Below are 21,324 nucleotides of genomic sequence, written 5' to 3' on the forward strand. Positions count from 1 at the left end.
CTTCTAACACGATTTGTGATTTAAATTCGGCTGTATATCTTTTTCGTTTCATATACCTACCTTAACATCTCCTTTTTTCGTGTCTAGATTCTTGGGTCCATTATAGTTTGATAAGGTAGAGCGAATAATATTTTTAATCTCATCTAAAGATATATCTTCTATCATTTGTTCAATACTTGATTTTAGTTCATCATAAACAGAATTACCCTCATCATATAATAGATCTACCATATATTTTCTTTTTGAATGCTCCGATCCTTCAAGTTTTACTAAATCACCTTTAATTGTAATTCTAAGAGTTTGTGATGGAAGACTTTGTTTCAACTCTTGAATATCATTTTTTAACGTCGATTCTGAAATAAATAGTTTTTCACTTAGTTCAAACAAATCAATTCCACTAGATGAATTTTTAAGCATTTCTAAGAATATTCTTGATTTACGATCATTGAGTTTTAACTTCGATTCACTTAAATTCTGTTGATCTTTGCGTAAAGCATTTTTATTAAGCTTATAACCAATATTACTTGATTCAATTACATGCGATAATTCGCTGTTAATTGTTGAAACATAGTTTCTAATTGTTCGAGTTGAACAATTAAAGTATTCTGCCAGATCTTTAGAATTAACCCACTCATCATTTTTTTCGCTCAATATATCCAATAATTCTCTCTGCTTTTTATTCACTTTCATTCAATCTCCTTGAATTAAATAAAAGCAGATTATTGAAAACAATAACCTACTTTTATTTTACAATTTATTATAACTCTGCTCCATTCGTTTCAATCACTTTTTTATACCAGTCAAAGCTATCTTTCTTCATCCTTTTTCCTGAACCGTTACCTTCGTTATCCAAATCTACATGTATAAACCCATAACGTTTATTCATTTGGGCAGATGAACAACTTACAATGTCAATTGGGCCCCAGGCACAATACGCAAAGATATCAGCTCCATCATACATTGCTTCTTTCATGGCAGATAAATGAGCAGAAAGATATTCAATTCGGTAATCATCATGAATCTTCCCATCTTCAATCTCATCGTACATACCTAAACCATTTTCAGCTATCATGAGCGGTTTTTTATAACGATCCCAGAAAGTCGAAAGAGAAATATACAATCCCTGCGGATCAATTGCCCATCCCCATGGACTTGATTCTACATTAGGGTTAGGAGTTGTTGATGTTTGCTTCAGTGTATTTTTCGAAGCATCCGCTGTGTCTGTATAGTAATAAGAAATCGCTAAATAATCAATTGTGTTTTCTTTTAATATTTGTTTATCTTCTTCAGTTATATCGATATGAATATTATTCTCTTTAAAATAATTTAATGCATATTGAGGATACTCTCCAAAAAACTGCACATCCGTATAATAATACTCCATACGATTTTTCTTAAATGCCAGCTCAACATCATCTGGCTTGGATGAAGCCGGATAAACAGTTACATCAGAAACCATTGTCCCAATCTGCATTTCAGGATTAACAACTTCAGCATATTTTTTCAACTTTGCACTGGCAACAAATTGGTTATGAATTGCTTGATATGTTGCTTTTTCATAATTATCAACGGCATCATAAGGTATCGCTGTAGAATTAAATGGCTCAAAACCAACTAGATTAATTTGATTAATGACAATCCAGTATTTCACTTTGTCTTTATAACGATCCAATACTACTTTACCGTATTTATAGAACAAATCTGCCACTTTCCGATTGTGCCAACCACCATATTTTAAAGATATATTAATTGGTGTTTCATAGTGTAAGATTGAAATAATTGGTTCCATACCTAATTCAATAATTCTATCAATCAGCTTATCGTAGAATTTAAGTCCTTCTTCATTCGGCTCTTCCTCCTCACCTGTAGGGAAGATTCTTGTCCAATCAATGGAAGTTCTGAAATTTTTAAATCCCATTTCAGCGAGTAGCGCTAAATCGTCATAATACGTATGGTAAAAGTCAATACCATGCCTTTTAGGATAATAACCTTCTTTATCAGCCAAATTATCTTCAATTTGAGATACTGTCATACCATTCTGTTGTTCCATTTGAATCTCTGAATTAGATTTATTAGGGTAATATTTATGGACATCTGCTATACTCTTACCTTTTCCTCCTATATCATGAGCACCTTCTGCTTGATTTGCCGCAATCGCTCCGCCCCATAGAAAATCTTTTGGTATCTGATAATTTTTTAACACTATAAACCCTCCTAAATTTTTTTCATTATTTTCTCGAAAATTTTCAATAAATTTTCGGCAATCAATATTTCACTTTGCGCAGTCATCATTGTATCTTGTGCATGAGCAAATAACGTTGAATATCTAATTTGTTCTCCTGATGCTTCTTTTTGTAAAGTATTCGTTTGAATTCCGTGAGAAGTTGTAATTTCTTCCCTAGCTTTTTTTAAAGAGTCATTTGCTTCCTCAAAATTTTCATTATGAATGCTTTCAAACGCTTTAACTAAATTATCACGTGCATTTCCAGCATGCATTAAGATATTCATAGATACTTGCGTTAACTCATCAATTTCTTCATTATAATCATTTTCTGACATAACCAAATTTCTCCCTTTATTATTGATTATTTTCTTCCTTCTCTTTTACTAGTAAAGAGTTGTCATATACTTTAAAGAATGGATAGTATACGGCCCACGTTATGATCAATATCACAATACACCAGAATATTGCCATTACATCTTGCGTAGCAAAATAGGAAGCAATCGGATAAGGCATATACCACAACAAGAAAGTTGACGAAGGAACAGCGACCCAGCCCCATGACATAATACCGTATACAATAGTTGGAACAAGTAAACCATTTATCCACATAGGGACCATTAAGTATGGATTAAATGCAATTGGTGCTCCAAATACCACTGGTTCGTTAATATTAAAAACAGATGGAACAATCACTGCCTTACCAATCGCCTTTAATTGTTGTGATTTACTTATGAATGCCATCATTATTGCTAACGCTAATGTTGTACCTACCCCTCCGATAGAAATTAAAGCATATAGTGTTTCTTGGGTAGCAATATTAGTTGCAACTCCACCACTTGCTACAGCATCCATATTATCTGCCAAGTTTGCCATGTACATCGGATAAAATACTGGGAAAACTGCCCATGCTGAAATCCCAAATGAGTATAAAAATACTGGAATAAACACGGATAAAACAAACCCAGGATACGTTGAAACAATACCAGCAATTGGTTGAAAAATAGCTTGGATAACTTGGAATAAATCTATCCCAAATTGAATTGTAGCCAACCAGCCAACAAAAAGAATAAATGTAATTGGTAGAAGATTATCAAACCAGCTAACTACAAAATCAGGAATAGCGGAATCTTCATCAAAAAATGATTTCGATGCCATGAAATTCATTATAACTGCCACAAATAAACCTGTAACAAGAGCTACTAGCATTCCTTCAATACCAAAGCGTGACAAGCTAAATGTAATTTGCCCATCATTAATTTCTGGGAACAAAAGCAATAAATATAAAACTAATGATGTTGCTCCAGAAACCAGTTTATTATTAGAATGACCTTTATTCTCCATCACAAAGTAGGGAATAAAAAAAGCAATAATTAAGCCAAACATTCCAAACGAGAATGTACTCATTAATGACAAGTCGGGCATCCATTCAAAGAAATTATTTAATATAGAAATAATAGTAATTAAAGAGCCTACAAATACTAATGGCAAACCAGTAAGCATTGAACTTTGAATGGCAGACACCCACGGATTTGCAACAATCCTATTTACTCGAGGAGCAAAGTTATTACTCATAAAGTTCATTATTTTTTCCATCATTATTTATCCACTCTCTTCCAAACTTAGAACTAAATCCAAAGCTTTCTCTCCATCTAATGATCCATAGATTATTTGAGGAATGATGGCAACCTTTACATTTTTCCCTCGTGTTTTCTCTTTAATTTCATCCTCCTTATATGCCAAATGAGGTCCAATTAATAGATAATCTATTTGGTCAATTACGTTATCTAATTGAGATTCACTTGCAGCTTTAACTGTTACCTCTTCCCCTTTTTTCTTTGCAGCTTTCCGCATTTTAGCTGCCATAAATCCACTTGAAGCTCCAGAACCACAAACTAAAAATATATTTTTCATAATTAACCTCCCCTTTCTCTTTTCTTACTTTTATCTTATATCTACCTGAATTCGCTTACAAACTTATATTTTTCCTACTGATAGGAAAATAACTTGAATATGAAATAAATTTAGTCTATATGCCTCACTTTTCTCTCCATAACAAAACACCTCTTTTGCGCCCTCATCACTGTAATCAAAACGAAAGATGGAATTTTTTGGATGAATTATTTTATTTACACAGAATTCCGAAAGTGTATTTTAAAAACAAAAAATATACAGCCTATTGTTATCAAATAAATTCCGTATTGATTTAATTTGAAAATAAAGTCATGGCTTTTCTTTACATTTATCCAAAATAAACTTCCCAACTTTCGTTAAAAGGTTCATTAAGTAAACACAAAAAAACACCCAGATCAAATCCAATCCAGGTGCCTAAAAAATATTTTTACTATCAATCAACTAAAACAAACTCTAATCTCTAAGTCGTTCCCTCACACTTCATACCTTTAAACTCCCTGCTTCACCCCTTCAATCAAATATTGCTTCATCTCATCGCCTGACATATCAGCTAAACCTAAATCAGATAATTCCAGCCCATCTTTGTGTAAATCCTTATCAACCAATAATTCAGCCGTTTCAATGAGCAACTTGGCTGTTTTCATTTCTACCCCTAATTGTTCACCCAGTTTTACCAGCGGATACAGCCCATACGGGATATCCTCGTAGATATAACGATAGTTTAGCGTTGTGGGTGCTTTTCCTGTCTGATAAGCAGGATTTTTTTGAAGAGCTTCGTACAAGCTTTTTTCCTCTACTTGATAGAAACGTGCGAGCAAATCTTGGCAGGTAGCTAGATCTATTTGCAGTTTTTCAGCAATCTGTCTTTTCTCCTCTTCCAATTTTTCCATGATTTGAACAATGGAAGGGGTTGCTCCATCCGGGTAAAAGTAAAAGTCTCCCTCTGCTTCAATTCTGCCCGCATTAAATAATGTAATTGGCACATGAAAAACAGGATTTGTGTTATTTAAAGTTGTGGTTAACACGCTATCCGTCAATTTGAGCTGCGGATAAACATCCATCAATTGACTTTTTACTTTTTCTCCATCCACCGCTGGGAGCGTTGCAAATTCTAATCCTTCTTTTATTTTTCTAATACGGACATATCCCGGTTCAATGGAACGACAGGTGTAGATAAGTGACTCTGTTTCAGCAACATATACATTTTTTTCGCAACCGGCCTCTTTGAAGACATTTCTAAACTCAAGTGCTCCCCAATACCCCGGTAAAATCATAATCGTCTGTTCATCTTGTAAAAATGGAACAATAGCCTTTGCAACATGTTTATGAGCTGGTCCGGTTGTTGTCACCATAATGACGTCTGTATCTTTCATAGCCTTCTCTAAATCTGTGGTTGCTTCTACACTTGCAAAAAAACCTTCCACTACACCTTCCGCTTTGATTCCACCACGCTCATTAATCGCTGCAATCAAATCCGTTTGCACATCATATAAAATGACATCCTGTTCTATAGAAGTTAAATGAGCCGCCATGCTTTGTCCACCATTTCCAGCTCCAATAATCGTAAATTTCATATCGCATTCTCCTCTTCTTGTTTTATATGTGTTCTTTTCTTTTTAACAATAATTTGATAAAAAACAGCCAATACTACAATTGCAATCCCAATGATATCTGTTAAAATACCAGGAATAATCATCATTAAAGCACTGCTAATCAATAAAATTCTTACAACAATGGATGCTTTTGCTGCTAAAAACCATCCTTCTACTGCACTCGCTAACATAAAAGCACCTGCTAAAGCAGTGATTGTAGCAAGAATAATCTCCATAACCGAACCATTCAAAAGAATAGCCGGACCATAAACAAAAACAAACGGAATGATAAATGCTACAATACCAACTTTCATTGCCGTCATAGCAACTTGCATTGGCTTAGCTTGGGAAATTCCAGCTGCTGCATATGCTGCCAATGCCACAGGTGGCGTGAAAGCAGATAAACATGCAAAGTAAAATACAAACATATGCGCACCGATCGGATCGACTCCCATTTGAATTAATGCTGGTGCAACAACTGCAGCAGTAATTAGATAAGCTGCTGTTGTCGGCAGTCCCATCCCTAAAATAATCGTTGCGCACATGGTTAGAACAAGTGCAATTGACAGGTGCCCTCCTGAAAAAGAAATAATTAGTGATGCAAATTTTAAGCCTGCTCCGGTTAAATTAAGTACACCGATAATAATACCTGCAGTTGCACAGGCAGCAATCATACCCAAAGCAGAATCTGCTCCATTAGATAGACTTTTAATAATCCTTTTAGGCCCTAATCTCGTTTTCTTTCTCCATATAGTAACCACGATAATCGATGCGATTGCCCAAATCGCTGCTTTGATCGGACTTGCTTTTAATACAGTCATTACAAATATTAAGACTAGCAATGGAATAAACAGGTAGCCTTCTTTGATGATGATTTGCTTTAAATTCGGAAGCATATGGCTTGGCATCCCTTTTAAACCTAACTTCGCAGCTTGTAAGTCGATAATAATAATGACAGTAACAAAATATAATAGCGCAGGAATAACAGAGGCTGCCACAATATCTAAATAAGCAACTCCTACTAACTGTGCCATAATAAAAGCTGCTGAACCCAATATCGGAGGCATAATCTGACCACCCGTGGAAGCTACCGACTCAATCGCCCCTGCATATCTCGGCGAGTAACCAATTTTCTTCATTAAAGGAATTGTAAATACACCCGTAGAAACAACATTAGCTACAGAATTTCCAGATACAGACCCAAATAGTGCGCTGGATAATACTGCTGCTTTAGCTGGGCCTCCCCGTTTTCCTCCTGTTGCTCCAATTGCAAAATTAATAAAGAATTTACTCCCTCCAGATTCAGCCAAGAAAGCTCCAAACAGGATAAATAGGAATACAAAACTCGCAGACGCACCAATTGGAACACTAAATATACCTTCCAAACTAATCAGATAACTTAGAACTCTATCCCATCCATATCCTCTATGTTCTAAAATCCCGGGAAAATACGCACCGAAATAAGAATATAAGATAAAAAGTATCGCCAAAATTGGTAAGATAAATCCCGTTGTTCTTCGAGTTATTTCCAAAACAACTCCAATTAACAAGATACTGACGATTAAATCTAAATTAGTTGGTGCCACACCAATCCGATATATCAGCTGATCCATTTCCAATATAAGATAGGTTCCTGCAAAGATAACAGATAAAATCAGTAATAGATCAACGATGGTTACGTTTTCACTTTTGGTTGACTTTTTAAAAGGATAGACTAAAAAAACCAATATCGCTCCCAACCCTACATGGACAGTGTATAATACCCATGGTGTAATAGGGTAAAATCCCAATACAAAAAGATGAAATAATGACATAAAGGATGCGATTGTAATAAACACTTTCAATTGATATCCTTGTAGACTTCTTTTTGTACTTTTCACTTCTACTTCGGTATTCTCAGGTTTTGAATTATTAGACATATATACCTCCTGTTACCACAGAATTGAATATCATTTTATCCCCTATTTCATTTCTGGAGGGATAAGATCATCTGGTATATCAATCCCCTGTTCTTCATAGTACTTTATAGCACCTGGATGAAGCGGAACTGTACTATACGTAATATTCTCCGCAATGGTATCTTTTGCTGTCGGATCCACTGCTAATAATTCTTCATGTTTTTCAAAAGTTGTTTTCACCAAGTCATATACTAAGTCTTCTGATAAATCTTCCGATGCAACAGCTAAATTCCAGAAAGCAACTACAGAGATATCTTCTTCTAAATGCTGATAGGTATCTTCAGGTATAACGATAGAATCCCAATATGGATTTTCAGATAAAACTGTTTCCATTTCTTGATCAGATAAACCTATATGCTGAACATCATGTGTTGTTTCTAAATCCAACATAAAAGGTCCTGGTACTCCCGTGATGGCAAACCCCGCATCATTTGTTCCATCTCTTAACCCGTCAACGGCTGTATTGGTTGGTATATTACTTACTTTGCCTGGTTCAATACCAAGTGCATTCATCAATATTTCTCCCGCCTCTGCACTTGTACTTCCTGGCGGTCCAGTACTAACATGATTTCCACTAAAATCTGCTATTGTCTCAATTCCATTTCCTTGCAGAGAGTACATATGCATTACACTCGGATACATGATAAACATGCTGCGAATCTTATCATGTTCTACATCCGTCCATCCCTCGCCGTTATATCCTTCTGCGCCCAACCATGTTGTCACAAATCCTAAATCCATCTCTCCACTCTGAATCAATTGAATATTCGAAGCTGGACCACCTGATACTTCTACAGACACGTCTACTTCCGGAAGTGTATTTCCGATAATATCTGCCCAGCCACCTCCCCAAACGTAATAGGTTCCTCCTTGACTGGAAGTACCTAATAATAGGTTAGAACTATCCCCTGATCCATCTGCTTCATCATTTGAGCATCCATAAGCAAAAACAAGAATTACACAAATAATAATCATAACCTTAATAATATTCAATATTTTAAACATACACATTGACCTCCTATAAGTTAATGAAAATGTTATTTTATGAAATTCGATAAATCTTCTTTTCGCTCTTCTATAACTTTATATTGCTCTTCTAACCATTTACGATCTTTATGAAGCTTATTCCTCATTGCTTCTAATTGCAATTCTACAGTGTTTGGTGCAGGACCGCCTTCTGCATTTTTTGCCTTTGCATTCTCCGCTGGGTCTAGTGCTTTATTAATAGAAACTTCTGTGATAACGAGTTCTTTTCCTAATAGTTGATAAGAAATTTTTCGGATTACTTCTGATGTAACTTTAGTGACTGGTGTATTCGCTTCTATCATTTCGCTAACAAGCTGGCCAACAATCTGATGCGCTTCACGAAAAGAAATCCCCCCTTCCCTTACCAGTACATTGGCTAATTCTGTGACAGTGGAAAAATTATTCTTCGCTCTTTTTATCATTTGCTCTTCTTTAAAACTTACTGTATCAAGCGTTTCATTCATTAAAACAGCAGCTGCCTTTATTTCAGAAGCAGCCTCCCAAAATCCTTTGTGACTCTCCCCTGCCAAGTCCCGTGAATGTCCATATGGCGTGTTCTTCATAATGCTTGTCATAGAAACTAATCCGCCCAGCACATGTCCAGACTTTGCTTTAATATGTTCCAATGTAATTGGATTCTTTTTCTGCGGCATAATACTGCTGCTCGCAGCTACAGAATCATCCACTTCAACAAGTCCAAATTCATCTGTCGACCATATATACAAATCCTGACTGAGACGACTCATATTGTTTGCAAAGATATTCATTGCAGATACAATTTCCAGCAAATAATCACGAGAAGCAATCCCGTCCAACGAATTCCCCATTGGATTGATAAAGCCTAACAATCTTGCTGTCTGCTTCCTATTAATCGGAAATGTCGTTGATGCCGTAGCTCCCGCTCCCAAAGGAGAATAATTCGTACGATGAAAAGCAGCTATGAATCGGCTAAAATCTCTATCTAACGCATAAAGCATTGCCGAAAGATAATGTCCTAATGTTATCGGTTCAGCTGGCTGCATATGCGTATAAGCTGTCATCACAACATATTTGTACTTTTCAGCAAGCGTAAGGAGCGTATAACGAAGCTCAATCAACAAATGACAGATTTCGAGCACAGCCTTCCGACTATTTAATCTAAGTACGGTCGCATATAAATCATTTCTGCTCCTTCCTGTGTGTAACTGACCGCCAATTTCTTTACCTACCTTATTAATCAGGACTGCTTCTATATTAAAATATAAATCTTCCAGATTCGGATCGATTTCCAGTTTCTCCGGACCAGCTTCACCGATTTCTTCTAATGAATCCATAATTTCTTTACCAACTTCAAATTTTATAATACCTTCTGAAATTAGCATAACTAGATGTGCTTTATTTACTTCCATCATCGATTCAAACGAACGGTACTGTTCTGTTTCTATGGATGGTGCAAAAAGATGCGTGACGACATTATTTGATAAATTTGATTTTAGGCGTTCTCTCATTACAAAAATTCCTCCTTATCAGAAAGTGTTTGCAATTTATTTATGAGGAAAAGAAGATGTGACAATTAATACTATTTTTTACTTCAGCAACACTTGTTGTTACTTTATAGATTGTAGTAAACTCACCTTTTAATCCAGTGCTTTCTAATGTTTCATGGTGTATTCCTCCTCTCTCCTTAATTCTGCTAATATAACTTTATGTCCTCGTAAGGTTAATGTGTGGTTGCTGCTAAACCACCATCGCCCGCACCTATAATACAAATTTTTAAGCCATTTAATTTTGTATTTGTAATTTTAAACACCTCCTTTTTAACAAATAATTTTTATAGGAATCTCACAATTCAGTATGCGCTTACAATAAATTATAAAATTATATAAAGTTACTACAATTATTCATTAAATTACTAAATTCATAACTTTATATATTAACATTAGGGTCTACTTCTTTCCCCTTTTTAACTGTATCAATGGATGTAAGGAAAATTAAAAGTAATTCTAATATAAATAAGCATTTTCAATTTTCTAAAGCATCCAATTGAAACATTCTCCCCCTCTCATGTTAGTATGTACGTACATACAAAAGATGAATTATTTCTAGGTTTATATGTACTTAAGAATATATAAACCTAGAAAGAAGGATTCATGTCAGTATGTACGTACATGTATAGAAAAATAAAAAATATCTTCATTTCTATACATCATATTGAAAAAATAATTTACTTCTATCTTCTCTAAAGATACTTATAGTTAACAATATTGGCAAGTTGTTTGAAGTTTCGCATATCTTTGTTGTTTTTAAGGCAGGCTGACCTGAATCAACTCCTAACAGATTAGCATCATACTCATCAAGTAATATTGGTTCTATATAAACTTTATGACGAATTATATTAATCTTGTAATCATCTATAACAGTATCGTATATAGGTTTTTCCATATCTTTATTTAAAATATCTGGAAAAAGATAATAGGGAAGATAAGTTCTTTCAATAATAGCCGGATCTTCCTTAAAATACCTTAAACGAATTATTTCATTTATTTTTTTACTGTTATATAACTTAAAGATATGCAAATATTCTAATGGCCCTTCTATAACCTTGGCGCTAATTGGAATGTGCTTTTTTCCAAGTTCATCAGGATAAGAAAAAGTCATAAAGTTACCTTCATGTTGGAGTTTTTTCACAAAAGTACCATGCCCTTTTTTTCTTGTCAATAACCCTTCGTTCACTAACTCCAAAATAGCCTGTCGAACTGTTGATCTACTGACGTTAAATTGTTCTACTAACTCCAGTTCATTTGGTATTTTTTCATCATTTTTCCATTCCTCAGATTTTATCTTTTCTTTTATAACTTCTTTAACTTGATAATATAATGGGATGCTACTATTTTTATTAAGAAAATCTCTCATTTTATCAACTGTCCTATTTTCATATATTGTCTATCATGTCCTTACAATTGATACTTATATTAATATTGTTTGAAAGCTTTGTCAACATTTTTATTATTAGAATTTTTTGTGATGTTCTTTTTTTTGTTGTTCTACCGTCAAAAAAGAAAGGCAGTATTGTAAACGATTAATAGCTAAGAATATAGAAAAATACCTCCCCCTAGATAAACTATACTTTAAGAAAGGTTAACCAACGCGTTGGGTATTTTTTGATTTTGCTTCTCCTATGGAAAATAATTTTTCTTAGCATCGTTCTTTGACCTTAAGCTTCCATAATAATAGGTATAGTAAACTTATACTTTAGAATTACCAATTATAGAGAAAAATGAATGATTCTATTAGATTAACTAATTATTCATTAAATCTACAATGGCTGAAATTAAACCTACATATGTAATACTTTTAGATAATTTGGGATATCATATGTTTCTGTTCATCATTTTATTTTTAAAAAAGCTACCCACCCCAGCAAAAAAGCCAGAATGAGTAGCCCCTCCAAACCAGTATAAACCTATTTCACTCTCTTCTTATACCCCGAATTCTCCAAAAAGTCCTCAACAACCTCTTCCGACAACACGCTAAACGCCACACCCGAAGCCTTAGCCATAACCATCATCCGACACGTAAACTCCAACGTCTCCAACCGCATCACCGCTTCTTCCACACTATCATCGAAAACAATAATCCCATGATTTTTCAAAAATAGAACATTCGCCTTCTTAGCCGCTTCTCCAACTTCTTCTCCTAAATCTGTACTGCCCGGATGAAAATATGCGACTTCTTCTATTTTCTCAAGATAATACATCGATTCAATAAATAGCTTCGATTCAATGGTTTGTTCCGAACAAGCAACGAGCGTTGACCAAAACGGGGATGCATGAATAACCACATTGGCATCGGGCCGATTCCTATATATTGCGCGATGCATTGGTATTTCCTTAGAAGGTTTCCTTGTCCCTTCCCATTCTTGTGTTTCGATATTAACAAGAACACAATCACCTTCTGTCAGACTGCCCATATTTGTCCCTGAACCAGTTATAATCATTTGATTTTCGTTGTTGCGGACACTCATATTTCCGGAATTTCCCCATGTGAGATGCTTCTGCAGTAATTCATTTCCGGTATGAATGATTTTTGATTCTATATCCATTAATCCTCCCTCCAATCATCTCCTCTATACAGTTATGCTGCTTCCCAGATGCACTTTAGAAAAGTAATCGACTTTGCCCAGCTGACCTCCCTTTAAGGCTATCTCTAATCCATCAAATCGTTGCGTATTTGAATACGATTTACAAAGAGGCGCACCTGGAGCGACACTGCGTATCATTTCTAATGCATAAATACCCATTTCCTGTGTCGCATAACTTGATGTATCTCCTCCAGCAATGATAATGCGGTTTAAGGATGTAAGTTCCACTGTCTTCTTTATTAATTTTCCAAACTGCTCGCCTAGCAGCTGGCCGCTGCTGGTAGGTTCTGCACCGATAGATTGCAGGTATCCCCTTGTTTCCTCAATCGATGAGTCATCCGATCCAAGTGCTGAGTAAACGATGACGTTCTCCCCTGCATTAATCAATTCCGTAACTGTATTCATAAGGTCATTAAAATAGGATGAGCCTGTTTTCGGATCTATCAATCTAACAGGAGAAACCTTTAGACCAGTGAACCCATTGTCTAAAGCATGTTTAATCTGTTCAGAAGTAATTGGAGAACAACTTCCTGAAACAACCAATACCTGCTCTTTTTCTGTCTTATTTATCTTATCCACGTTAGCTTCCTGTTTCTTCAGGCCCTGCATAGAACTCCAATAATTCGTCAGCGCATATTCTACTCCAGAGGAGCCTATGACAAATAGTGGCTTCTCTTTAGATTCTTCGTAAATAAACTTTCCTATTTTCGTTAAATGATTGCTTGTCAGCATATCAAATAGAAGTCCTTTTGGTTTTTGTTTTGTAACGATTCGCTCCACCGTTGCTTCAAGCTCGGTAAAATGATCATCCATGGATAAAACATCTACCAAGTCAACCGGGTAACTCGTTTGTTTACTCAAATGTTTGATTAAATCAGCTTCCTGCATCGGTGTAATTGGATGCCTCGACATCACAGGGTGCTCATCCAGACGAAACGTTTTACTATCCACGCTGGCAAAATGATTGCCGAACACGGTATAACGCTGTAAAGGTGTTGCTCCTGCAATGACGGGGACAGCAGCTTGCGTATGATTTATTTCTAAAATCATTTCCAGTACCTTCCCAATATTCCCCACAGACGGGGAAGAATCAAAGGTGGAGCATATTTTATAATGATTAATCGATGCACCGAGTTCTTGGATTTGTTTTAATATTGGCTTCAAATCTGTCTCCATCTGCTCTGGACTCATTGTTCGACTGGTTCCAGCAACTCCGATACATGGTACATCTGTAAACTTTTCATTAAGCAATTCTTTTGTAGGCGATTCCAAAAATAAAATGGTTCGTAAACCGCTAAGTGTCAATGCCTCCATTGCATCAGTTGAACCTGTAAAATCATCCCCATAGAAGCTTAAGAGTCTTTCTTCTAACTGCATTTGTCAATCCCTCCATCAGGAATATACTATCTCCTATATAGAAGACGCTTCATTATTTACTATTTCATAATGACTATCTTTCTTATTCGCTCTTTTTATCATATGATCTATGGCATGTACTGCCATAATGAAACCGGATATCGGAATGATGAAATAGACATACCCCATGGGAATCCCTGATTGAAGGCTGACTACATTCATATTAAGTATCGCTAACTCGGCTCCATAATAGATAAACAGAGCAAATAGAATCAGCGCAAAAATATCCTGCAGGGCTTCCACATATTTTGCTGCTTTTCCTCTTAATTTACTGACGATAAAATCCATCCCCATGTGCTCTTTTCGTTTAAAAGCAATTGCTGCACCGATAAAAGTCAGCCATACAAATGTATATCTTGAGATTTCTTCCAAGGATGCAAAGGATGTGTTAAAGAAATTCCTGCCAAAAATCATGATGACCAGGCTGCCTGTCATTACTGCTGTAATTACAACTAACAGGAGCATGCACAGTCTGTCCAAGCCTTTACTTACCTTTGAAAACAACATGTAAATTTCACCTCTCCTCTATCCATTTAATAAGCTCGGTATAAATGTAATAATCTGCGGAAATACGAGCATGAGAATAACGCATGTTAATAACACGATAACAAACGGAACAAGATCTCGCATCAGTTCGTCAAACCTCAAATTCGCAATCCCGGCTGCTACATACGTACATAAGCCTACAGGAGGAGTCAGCAATCCTACCCCTAATGTTGCAATTAATACAACGCTGGCATGAATCGGGTCGATTCCAGACGCGACAATTACCGGAGCAATCACAGGAACCGTCATAATAATAGCTGCATTGGCATCCAAGAACATTCCTAAAAACAGGAATAACAATATAAACATAAGCATCAGCAAAAAGGGTGATAGATTCATGTCAATCACAAAACCAGCCAAATTGCTCGGTACATCGTTAATAGTCAACAAGTAAGAAAATGCGGATGCGCTAATAATAATCATCATGACCGTTGCCGTCATTTTGCCGGAATTAATAATAATATCCTTCAGATGCTTGATTTTTAATTCTCTATAAACGAAGAAACCAAGTATCATCGAATAAAGCACAGCGACAACTGCCGCTTCCGTTGGGGTAACAATCCCGGTAATAATCCCAACAATGATAATCGCTGGAGTGACCAAGGCTAAAATACCTTCTTTTCCTTTCCCAAATACATTTTTAAATGAGAAAGGAATGGATGACTTATACCCTCTTTTTATAGAAACCATCGTAGACGCTGCTAATAAAGCAACACCTACTAGAACCCCCGCTCCGATACCAGCTAAAAATAAATCTGCTACCGAAAGACCGGCAGTGAAGCCCCATAGTATCATCGGGATACTTGGCGGTATAATAATCCCAATAGGCGATGAAGCAGCTGTAATGGCTGCTGAATACTTGGAGCTGTAGCCCTGCCTGACCATCGCCGGGATTAGTATCGTTCCTGTAGCAGACGTATCAGCTACAGCAGAACCAGAGACTCCTCCGAAAAACATACTGGCCGTCACATTTGTTGCTGAGAGACCGCCTGGCAGAAATCCGACAAGCGCATCTGCAAAATCTACCAGACGTCTGGTTACACCGCCCTTTTCCATGATATTACCGGCAAGGATAAAAAACGGGATGGCTAGTAGCAGCCAGGAATTCGCACCAGAAAACATCTTTGAAAACACCTGTGTCATCATACCAGAATCTATCATCAGCAAGGATAAGATAGAGGCTCCTGCGAGCCCAAAAGCGACTGGTATTCCCAGCAGCAAAAAGATAAGAAAAGATACAAATAAAACGACGGCCGAAGTCATTGTATTACCGCCTTATTCCGTTTGATTACTTCCGTTTCTGCTAACGCTTCGTATAACGTAATCACTGCGGAATTATCCTTCCCGCCTTCCCCTTTCGCCTGCAATGTTTTAAACAATTCATGGACGAGCGAGGTGGCATATAACGGTACCTGCAGTTCTTTCCCCACTTCCAGTGCTAAGGAAATATCTTTTGTATGCAAATCGATCGTAAAGCCCGGTTCAAAATTCCGATCTAAAATAACCGGCATTCTATCTTCAAGCGCCCAGCATCTTCCAGAGCCATTCAAAATAACCTCACGCATAATTTCCGGATCAACGCCTCCTTTGACGCCTAACGTAAATCCTTCTGACATGCTGACCAGGTTTACTGCGGACATCAGCTGGTTAACAATCTTCACTGTCTGACCGCTCCCAACTTCCCCGCAATGAATAATTTTTTCTCCCATGATTTGCAGCAATTCAAGTGCTTTATCGTAATTCGCTTTTTTTCCTCCAACCATAAAGGTCAATGTTCCATTCATAGCTCCACTCTGGCCGCCGCTGACAGGCGCATCGAGCATGTCGATGTTCTTTTCCTCCAGCTTTTTATTGATTTCCTTTGTAACCGTGGAAGAAATACTGCTCATATCAATAAGTAAAGCTCCAGCCGGCAAACTCTCTATTAGCCCGCCCTCTCCAGTCACTGCTTCTTTCACATGGGGACTGTTTGGCAGCATAAGCAGTACCATATCAACCTGTTTTGCTAATTCTTCCTTCGAGGATGCAATGGTCACACGCTCTTGATATGGAAGCCGCGCCGCCTGTTCAGCATTAATATCAAAAACGACCAGTTTTTTACCTGCCCGTAATAAATTGCTGGCCATGGGGAAACCCATGACACCTAAACCGATGAAACCAATTGAATTTTTGTTATTCATATCGTATAATCTCCTTATAAATTGATTTGCATAGCCATCTGAACAACATTGTCGGAGATGTTCTTGGTTCAGATGGCTATGTCTTTTTTAATGTGTTATTTTAGCCATCTATTCTTTTGCTTTCGGATTAAATTGAATTAGCTCTGTCTCTTTATCATAACCACGATACATATGCACATGTTTCACTTCATTAATGACCAGATCAACAGTTGTCAGAACTGGTGTTTTATCCTTCACCATGTGCCCGCCGAATACCTTTCCCTCTTTATCACACATCGTAGCGTGAAAATGTGTGTCATAATCTCCGTCTCGCTGACACACAACGCCCGTACCATTTAAAAACTCGACTGGACCGTCTGCCACAAATAATTCGCCATATCCGGCACCGACGACAGATTCTTCTTGCGGAACGAGATACATATAGGCCGCTTCTTGAAAACTGCCAAAGCAATTGGCAATAGACGCATACGTAATATCATTTGCTTTACAGATTTCTTCGATCCCAGTAATTAAATCCGTTCCCGGCAATAATCTCCCTGCTACGGTTTTACCAATTTCTCCAGTTGCATACTGTACTCTTGTTTCTTTCATTATGTGATACATCCTTTCTAGCAATTTATTTTCTGATAAAATCATGTCTATTTAATTTGCTGCAGCTTGTACTTCTTCTAAGAATTGAACAAATTCGCTGCCATACTCTTCTTCATAGACTGGATAAACGTCCTCTACAACTTGTTTAAACGCCTCCCAATCCAAATCTTCCTTATGAATAATTTCTATTTTGTCTTCTAATTCGGTTAGGATTTCTTCATTTTCTTCGGCAGCTTCTTCTGCCCAAAGCTCTGCCGTTTCTAATGCCGCTTCATCCAATGCATTCTGCTGATCCTTTGACAGCTGCTCCCATATCGAATCACTCAACGCCAGTACATTGGGTGTGTAAGCAAAATCCATGACTGTCAGATAATCCTGTACTTCATAGAACCGCTGTCCTTCAATATGCATTAACGGATTATGCTGGCCGTCTACTACTCCCCTGTCCATCGCTACATATAACTCTGAAAAAGACAGTGGAATCGGGTTCGCTCCAAATTCCTGTAAAGCAACGCTGTACGATTGTACTTCCGGACTTCTTATTTTAAGCCCCTGTAAATCCTCCGGTGTTTCAATAGGACCTCTTGAATTCGTAATCTGTCTAAATCCATGTTCCCACAAAGAAAGGGCTTTCAATCCTGCGTTTGCTTCAAGGTTATCCAAGACTTCTCTGCCAATCTCTCCATTATTAACCGTCAACGTATGCTCGGTATCCTCAAATAAAAACGGTACTTCAAACGCTTCCATGACATTGTAGCTGGAAGCAAACAAGCCTGCGGAAATAATCCCTCCATCGATTGTTCCCATTTGCACCCCTTCCACAAGCTCTCTTTCGTCACCGAGCTGGGATGAATTATAGATTTTAATTTCGACGGAGCCGCCTGTCTTTTCTTCTACCAATTCCGTAAAGATATCTGCTGCCCCTTGTTGCGGACTGACCGGTGCCCCAACATGCCCAATACTGATTTCTACTACTTCTTCTTCCGCATTCGTCTCACTGCTGGAACCTCCGCAGCCATACATGACGAGAACAGTAAACAGTCCTAAAATAAAAATGAGTTTTTTCATGAAACGTATTTCCCTCCCTTTTGCATTTTTTATTTTCCAGACAATATAGCTTTGCATCACCCCCTTTAAGGATATAAAACGAAACTTCATTCAGTGGGAGTGTTTGTTCTTCTTCCACTGAATTAGCCTAAGTGATTCAGAGAGTTAGCGTCAGTTATCTCCCGCCAAAATAAATTTGTGTTTACTCTTTATTTGAAGGCAGGAGTTTTACGAACGCTTCTCCGTGATAAATCATAGATTGATTACTTAGCCATCCTTATTTTGATTAATTTGCTCAAACAACCTCTGTTCGCCGCGTTCCAGATGTGCTTCCATCACCTTTACCGCCTGCGCAACATCCTGTTGTATAATTGCTTCTAATATCAATTGATGCTCCGCAATCGAGTTCTTCACATGCTCGGGATTCTTCAGTACATTTTCAAACCATTCTTCCAGCGACATTCGAATTAAATCCAGCAGATTATAAATCATTTTGTTATTACTCGCCTTAGCTATAGTCATATGAAACATCAAATCATTTTTCTTATTGTGATGTACCTTTCCTTCTTGCTTCATTTCATTAATCCAGGATTCTAATTCGATGATCTCTTCTGCTGTCCGGTTTAAAGCAGCCCGCTTCACAGTTTCCAGTTCTAAAACCTTTCTTAATTCAATCAATTCGTTAAAAGGGACCGGATCAAGGTATAGTCCCCATTGCAGCTGTTGTTTAATATCATCCGAATCCACTTTTCGCACAAAGGTGCCTTCCCCTAACCTTGCTTCAAGCAATCCCATGGAAGTCATACTTTTAATCGCTTCTCGGATCGTCGACCTCCCGACACCAAACTGTTCTGCCAGATTTCGTTCAGGAGGGATTTTATCACCTATGGACAGCTCCCCTTCTTTAATCATTTTCGTAAACTGATTCATTATAATCTCACGTATCGAATCTCGTTGCGGTATTTTTTCAAATAGTGGTTTCATTGGTTTTCTCCTGTTAATGGTAGTATGTCTCATGGTCTGACCTTTGAGAGCTTATGTATTTAAATTTTTTTATCTACTCTACTAACCTTTTATCTCAACACAGAGTAGCTCAATATCAACTAACTATTCTAACTATTAAAATTCATTATACGCAAACAAATATTGTTTGTATATACATAAAAACAATTAATTATTGTTCAAGAAAAAATAAACCTTTTATGACGATATAATTTTACTAATAGTAAGGAGGAAATATATACATGGACGTGTTTAAAGAACGGTTAATAGACCTTCGAGTTGAACTTGGATATAAGCAAGAGAATGTAGCCAAAGAACTGAATCTAACAACAAGCGCATATGGTTATTATGAACAAGGTAAAAACGAACCTTCATTAGAAACACTTTATAAAATTGCTAATTTCTTTCAAGTATCCATTGATTATTTATTAGGCATAATAGATACTCCTCAACATCCTGTCTATTATCCAATTTCCAATGAACTAACTTTGAATGAGTCGGAATTAAGTGCTATTCAAAGAATGAAGGAATTAAATCTTCTTGAAAAAGTCGGTGAAAACTCTAAATTAAATACAGAACGGTTAAACCGCTGTTGGGAATTTATAAAGACAGAGTTAGCAATTGATGAAAAATAAAGCAAGTTATTATTGATAATGAAACGAGCCCGCTCTTAATAGGAAGATATTTGGATGCAGACTCGTTTTTTACTTCTATACTTACTATGCTTCTAAAAAAATATTGTCTCCTTTCTTTTTCTTAGTTAATTTAGCAGTTAGACGATTCTAAAAGGGGCATGGTACGATGAATAACAATAAAATTGGCAAACAATTAAGAGCACTTCGGAAGTCAAAAAATATGTCTACACAAGAACTCGCTGATAAAGTTAGCGTTTCACAATCATATATAAGTAAATTTGAAAATGGGCGCTCAAAACCAGATATAGAAATGCTAGAAAATATATTAAAAGCACTTGATACCAATCTTTCAAGCTTTTTCGCATCGGAATTAGAAGAGATGCCGGATGATTTAATTCTGCTTATTAATACGGTGAAAACATTGAGTCCGGAAGCTCGGAGGAAATTGAATGAGTTTTTGGAGATAGTGAGGGAATAGAGGTGCTTAAGAGAATCTGGTGATTTCAATGAAATGATTTCAAACTCTGCTCTGCCAGTTACACTCAATAGAAAACTTGTTTCAATGGAATCAAGTAAGTGAAAGTAAAATTTTACTGATAGTTAGGAGGGGATTTATATATAGATGTATTTAGTGAAAGAATAATAGACCTTCGTATTGAACACGGATATAGTCAAGAAGAGGTAGCTAAGAAATTGAATGTGTCAGCAAGCGGGTATGGTTATTATGAACAAGGCAGAAACGAACCTTCATTAGAGACACTTTATAAGATTGCGGAATTCTTTCAGGTATCCATTGATTATTTATTGGGTAAAATAGATACTCCTCAGCATCCTGTCTACTATTCCGTTTCTGATGATTTGGCTTTGAATGAATCTGAATTGAGGGCTATACAAAGAATGAAGGAGTTAGAGCTTCTTGAAAAGATTGGTGAAAATCCTATGGAGAATGCAGAGCGTTTAAGCCGTTTTTGGGATTTTTTGCAGAATGAGTTAGCGATTGATGATAAATAACGTGTGTTATATACAGATAATAAAAGAGTCTACTTTTAATGCGAAGGCATTGGAATACAGACTGA

At 36.7% G+C, this 21,324-nt stretch carries 21 protein-coding genes; 3 read left to right on the forward strand and 18 right to left on the reverse strand.

The genetic code is table 11. The features are described 5' to 3' along the window. Positions 1 to 48 precede the first annotated feature (48 nt). The 18 genes from ACFO3P_RS14925 to ACFO3P_RS15010 form a co-directional block, all read right to left on the reverse strand. Complete coding sequence (locus ACFO3P_RS14925) at positions 49 to 684, reverse strand: HTH domain-containing protein (RefSeq protein ID WP_379542482.1); 636 nt, start codon at positions 682 to 684, stop codon at positions 49 to 51. A 73-nt stretch (positions 685 to 757) separates the two neighbouring features. Beyond that, positions 758 to 2,203 carry a glycoside hydrolase family 1 protein gene (locus ACFO3P_RS14930; RefSeq protein WP_379542484.1) on the reverse strand — a complete coding sequence of 482 codons (1,446 nt, stop codon included), beginning with the start codon at positions 2,201 to 2,203 and terminating at the stop codon, positions 758 to 760. An 11-nt stretch (positions 2,204 to 2,214) separates the two neighbouring features. Beyond that, complete coding sequence (locus tag ACFO3P_RS14935; RefSeq protein WP_379542485.1) at positions 2,215 to 2,559, reverse strand: PTS lactose/cellobiose transporter subunit IIA; 345 nt, start codon at positions 2,557 to 2,559, stop codon at positions 2,215 to 2,217. 19 nt (positions 2,560 to 2,578) lie between these two features. Further along, positions 2,579 to 3,820 (reverse strand): PTS sugar transporter subunit IIC, encoded by a 1,242-nt coding sequence (locus tag ACFO3P_RS14940; RefSeq protein WP_379542486.1) that lies wholly within the window; start codon positions 3,818 to 3,820, stop codon positions 2,579 to 2,581. Between the two features lie 3 nt (positions 3,821 to 3,823). Continuing rightward, complete coding sequence (locus ACFO3P_RS14945; protein ID WP_379542488.1) at positions 3,824 to 4,135, reverse strand: PTS sugar transporter subunit IIB; 312 nt, start codon at positions 4,133 to 4,135, stop codon at positions 3,824 to 3,826. A gap of 488 nt (positions 4,136 to 4,623) precedes the next feature. Next, positions 4,624 to 5,709 (reverse strand): NAD/NADP octopine/nopaline dehydrogenase family protein, encoded by a 1,086-nt coding sequence (locus ACFO3P_RS14950; protein WP_379542489.1) that lies wholly within the window; start codon positions 5,707 to 5,709, stop codon positions 4,624 to 4,626. Further along, positions 5,706 to 7,646, reverse strand: coding sequence for a TRAP transporter permease (locus tag ACFO3P_RS14955; protein WP_379542490.1), 1,941 nt, complete (start codon positions 7,644 to 7,646; stop codon positions 5,706 to 5,708). Before ACFO3P_RS14955 ends, ACFO3P_RS14950 begins: the two co-directional genes overlap by 4 nt. Before the next feature lie 42 nt (positions 7,647 to 7,688). Continuing rightward, positions 7,689 to 8,690, reverse strand: a complete 1,002-nt coding sequence (locus ACFO3P_RS14960) for a TAXI family TRAP transporter solute-binding subunit (protein ID WP_379542491.1) — start codon at positions 8,688 to 8,690, stop codon at positions 7,689 to 7,691. A 32-nt stretch (positions 8,691 to 8,722) separates the two neighbouring features. Next, a complete protein-coding gene (gene argH, locus ACFO3P_RS14965; RefSeq protein WP_379542492.1) occupies positions 8,723 to 10,198 on the reverse strand; it encodes an argininosuccinate lyase in 1,476 nt (491 codons plus the stop codon). A 691-nt stretch (positions 10,199 to 10,889) separates the two neighbouring features. Next, positions 10,890 to 11,603, reverse strand: a complete 714-nt coding sequence (locus tag ACFO3P_RS14970; protein ID WP_289585013.1) for a GntR family transcriptional regulator — start codon at positions 11,601 to 11,603, stop codon at positions 10,890 to 10,892. A gap of 550 nt (positions 11,604 to 12,153) precedes the next feature. Next, a complete protein-coding gene (locus ACFO3P_RS14975; RefSeq protein ID WP_379542493.1) occupies positions 12,154 to 12,792 on the reverse strand; it encodes a class II aldolase/adducin family protein in 639 nt (212 codons plus the stop codon). 24 nt (positions 12,793 to 12,816) lie between these two features. Beyond that, positions 12,817 to 14,208 (reverse strand): four-carbon acid sugar kinase family protein, encoded by a 1,392-nt coding sequence (locus tag ACFO3P_RS14980; RefSeq protein WP_379542494.1) that lies wholly within the window; start codon positions 14,206 to 14,208, stop codon positions 12,817 to 12,819. Positions 14,209 to 14,241: 33 nt separating this feature from the next. Beyond that, positions 14,242 to 14,754 carry a TRAP transporter small permease gene (locus ACFO3P_RS14985; RefSeq protein ID WP_379542495.1) on the reverse strand — a complete coding sequence of 171 codons (513 nt, stop codon included), beginning with the start codon at positions 14,752 to 14,754 and terminating at the stop codon, positions 14,242 to 14,244. Positions 14,755 to 14,772: 18 nt separating this feature from the next. Continuing rightward, positions 14,773 to 16,056, reverse strand: a complete 1,284-nt coding sequence (locus ACFO3P_RS14990; RefSeq protein ID WP_379542496.1) for a TRAP transporter large permease — start codon at positions 16,054 to 16,056, stop codon at positions 14,773 to 14,775. Further along, entirely contained in the window at positions 16,053 to 16,973 is a 921-nt protein-coding gene (locus ACFO3P_RS14995) for an NAD(P)-dependent oxidoreductase (protein WP_379542498.1), read from the reverse strand. Before ACFO3P_RS14995 ends, ACFO3P_RS14990 begins: the two co-directional genes overlap by 4 nt. A 108-nt stretch (positions 16,974 to 17,081) precedes the next feature. After that, positions 17,082 to 17,564, reverse strand: a complete 483-nt coding sequence (locus tag ACFO3P_RS15000) for a PPC domain-containing DNA-binding protein (RefSeq protein ID WP_256705163.1) — start codon at positions 17,562 to 17,564, stop codon at positions 17,082 to 17,084. Positions 17,565 to 17,615: 51 nt separating this feature from the next. Then, positions 17,616 to 18,632, reverse strand: coding sequence for a TRAP transporter substrate-binding protein (locus tag ACFO3P_RS15005; RefSeq protein ID WP_379542500.1), 1,017 nt, complete (start codon positions 18,630 to 18,632; stop codon positions 17,616 to 17,618). A gap of 246 nt (positions 18,633 to 18,878) precedes the next feature. Beyond that, positions 18,879 to 19,595 carry a FadR/GntR family transcriptional regulator gene (locus ACFO3P_RS15010; RefSeq protein ID WP_042529648.1) on the reverse strand — a complete coding sequence of 239 codons (717 nt, stop codon included), beginning with the start codon at positions 19,593 to 19,595 and terminating at the stop codon, positions 18,879 to 18,881. Positions 19,596 to 19,855: 260 nt separating this feature from the next. Here ACFO3P_RS15010 and ACFO3P_RS15015 point away from each other — a divergent pair, with 260 nt between their 5' ends. The 3 genes from ACFO3P_RS15015 to ACFO3P_RS15025 all read left to right on the forward strand — a co-directional run bounded on the left by ACFO3P_RS15015 (position 19,856) and on the right by ACFO3P_RS15025 (position 21,259). Continuing rightward, positions 19,856 to 20,248 (forward strand): helix-turn-helix domain-containing protein, encoded by a 393-nt coding sequence (locus ACFO3P_RS15015; RefSeq protein WP_042529646.1) that lies wholly within the window; start codon positions 19,856 to 19,858, stop codon positions 20,246 to 20,248. 166 nt (positions 20,249 to 20,414) lie between these two features. After that, complete coding sequence (locus tag ACFO3P_RS15020) at positions 20,415 to 20,726, forward strand: helix-turn-helix domain-containing protein (protein ID WP_256705166.1); 312 nt, start codon at positions 20,415 to 20,417, stop codon at positions 20,724 to 20,726. A gap of 164 nt (positions 20,727 to 20,890) precedes the next feature. Further along, the gene (locus tag ACFO3P_RS15025) at positions 20,891 to 21,259 is read left to right on the forward strand and encodes a helix-turn-helix domain-containing protein (RefSeq protein WP_332094471.1); all 369 of its coding nucleotides are present in this window, start codon (positions 20,891 to 20,893) and stop codon (positions 21,257 to 21,259) included. Positions 21,260 to 21,324 lie beyond the last annotated feature (65 nt).

It is taken from the genome of Oceanobacillus aidingensis, assembly GCF_042654105.1.
Lineage (GTDB): Bacteria > Bacillota > Bacilli > Bacillales > Amphibacillaceae > Oceanobacillus > Oceanobacillus oncorhynchi.

What these genes read in the sequence shown, in the direction of transcription:
- ACFO3P_RS14935 (WP_379542485.1), bottom strand. Translation starts at nt 2,559, where the DNA reads ATGTCAGAAAATGATTATAATGAAGAAATTGATGAGTTAACGCAAGTA.
- ACFO3P_RS14940 (WP_379542486.1), bottom strand. Translation starts at nt 3,820, where the DNA reads ATGATGGAAAAAATAATGAACTTTATGAGTAATAACTTTGCTCCTCGA.
- ACFO3P_RS14945 (WP_379542488.1), bottom strand. Translation starts at nt 4,135, where the DNA reads ATGAAAAATATATTTTTAGTTTGTGGTTCTGGAGCTTCAAGTGGATTT.
- ACFO3P_RS14950 (WP_379542489.1), bottom strand. Translation starts at nt 5,709, where the DNA reads ATGAAATTTACGATTATTGGAGCTGGAAATGGTGGACAAAGCATGGCG.
- ACFO3P_RS14955 (WP_379542490.1), bottom strand. Translation starts at nt 7,646, where the DNA reads ATGTCTAATAATTCAAAACCTGAGAATACCGAAGTAGAAGTGAAAAGT.
- ACFO3P_RS14960 (WP_379542491.1), bottom strand. Translation starts at nt 8,690, where the DNA reads ATGTTTAAAATATTGAATATTATTAAGGTTATGATTATTATTTGTGTA.
- argH (WP_379542492.1), bottom strand. Translation starts at nt 10,198, where the DNA reads ATGAGAGAACGCCTAAAATCAAATTTATCAAATAATGTCGTCACGCAT.
- ACFO3P_RS14970 (WP_289585013.1), bottom strand. Translation starts at nt 11,603, where the DNA reads ATGAGAGATTTTCTTAATAAAAATAGTAGCATCCCATTATATTATCAA.
- ACFO3P_RS14975 (WP_379542493.1), bottom strand. Translation starts at nt 12,792, where the DNA reads ATGGATATAGAATCAAAAATCATTCATACCGGAAATGAATTACTGCAG.
- ACFO3P_RS14980 (WP_379542494.1), bottom strand. Translation starts at nt 14,208, where the DNA reads ATGCAGTTAGAAGAAAGACTCTTAAGCTTCTATGGGGATGATTTTACA.
- ACFO3P_RS14985 (WP_379542495.1), bottom strand. Translation starts at nt 14,754, where the DNA reads ATGTTGTTTTCAAAGGTAAGTAAAGGCTTGGACAGACTGTGCATGCTC.
- ACFO3P_RS14990 (WP_379542496.1), bottom strand. Translation starts at nt 16,056, where the DNA reads ATGACTTCGGCCGTCGTTTTATTTGTATCTTTTCTTATCTTTTTGCTG.
- ACFO3P_RS14995 (WP_379542498.1), bottom strand. Translation starts at nt 16,973, where the DNA reads ATGAATAACAAAAATTCAATTGGTTTCATCGGTTTAGGTGTCATGGGT.
- ACFO3P_RS15000 (WP_256705163.1), bottom strand. Translation starts at nt 17,564, where the DNA reads ATGAAAGAAACAAGAGTACAGTATGCAACTGGAGAAATTGGTAAAACC.
- ACFO3P_RS15005 (WP_379542500.1), bottom strand. Translation starts at nt 18,632, where the DNA reads ATGAAAAAACTCATTTTTATTTTAGGACTGTTTACTGTTCTCGTCATG.
- ACFO3P_RS15010 (WP_042529648.1), bottom strand. Translation starts at nt 19,595, where the DNA reads ATGAAACCACTATTTGAAAAAATACCGCAACGAGATTCGATACGTGAG.
- ACFO3P_RS15015 (WP_042529646.1), top strand. Translation starts at nt 19,856, where the DNA reads ATGGACGTGTTTAAAGAACGGTTAATAGACCTTCGAGTTGAACTTGGA.
- ACFO3P_RS15020 (WP_256705166.1), top strand. Translation starts at nt 20,415, where the DNA reads ATGAATAACAATAAAATTGGCAAACAATTAAGAGCACTTCGGAAGTCA.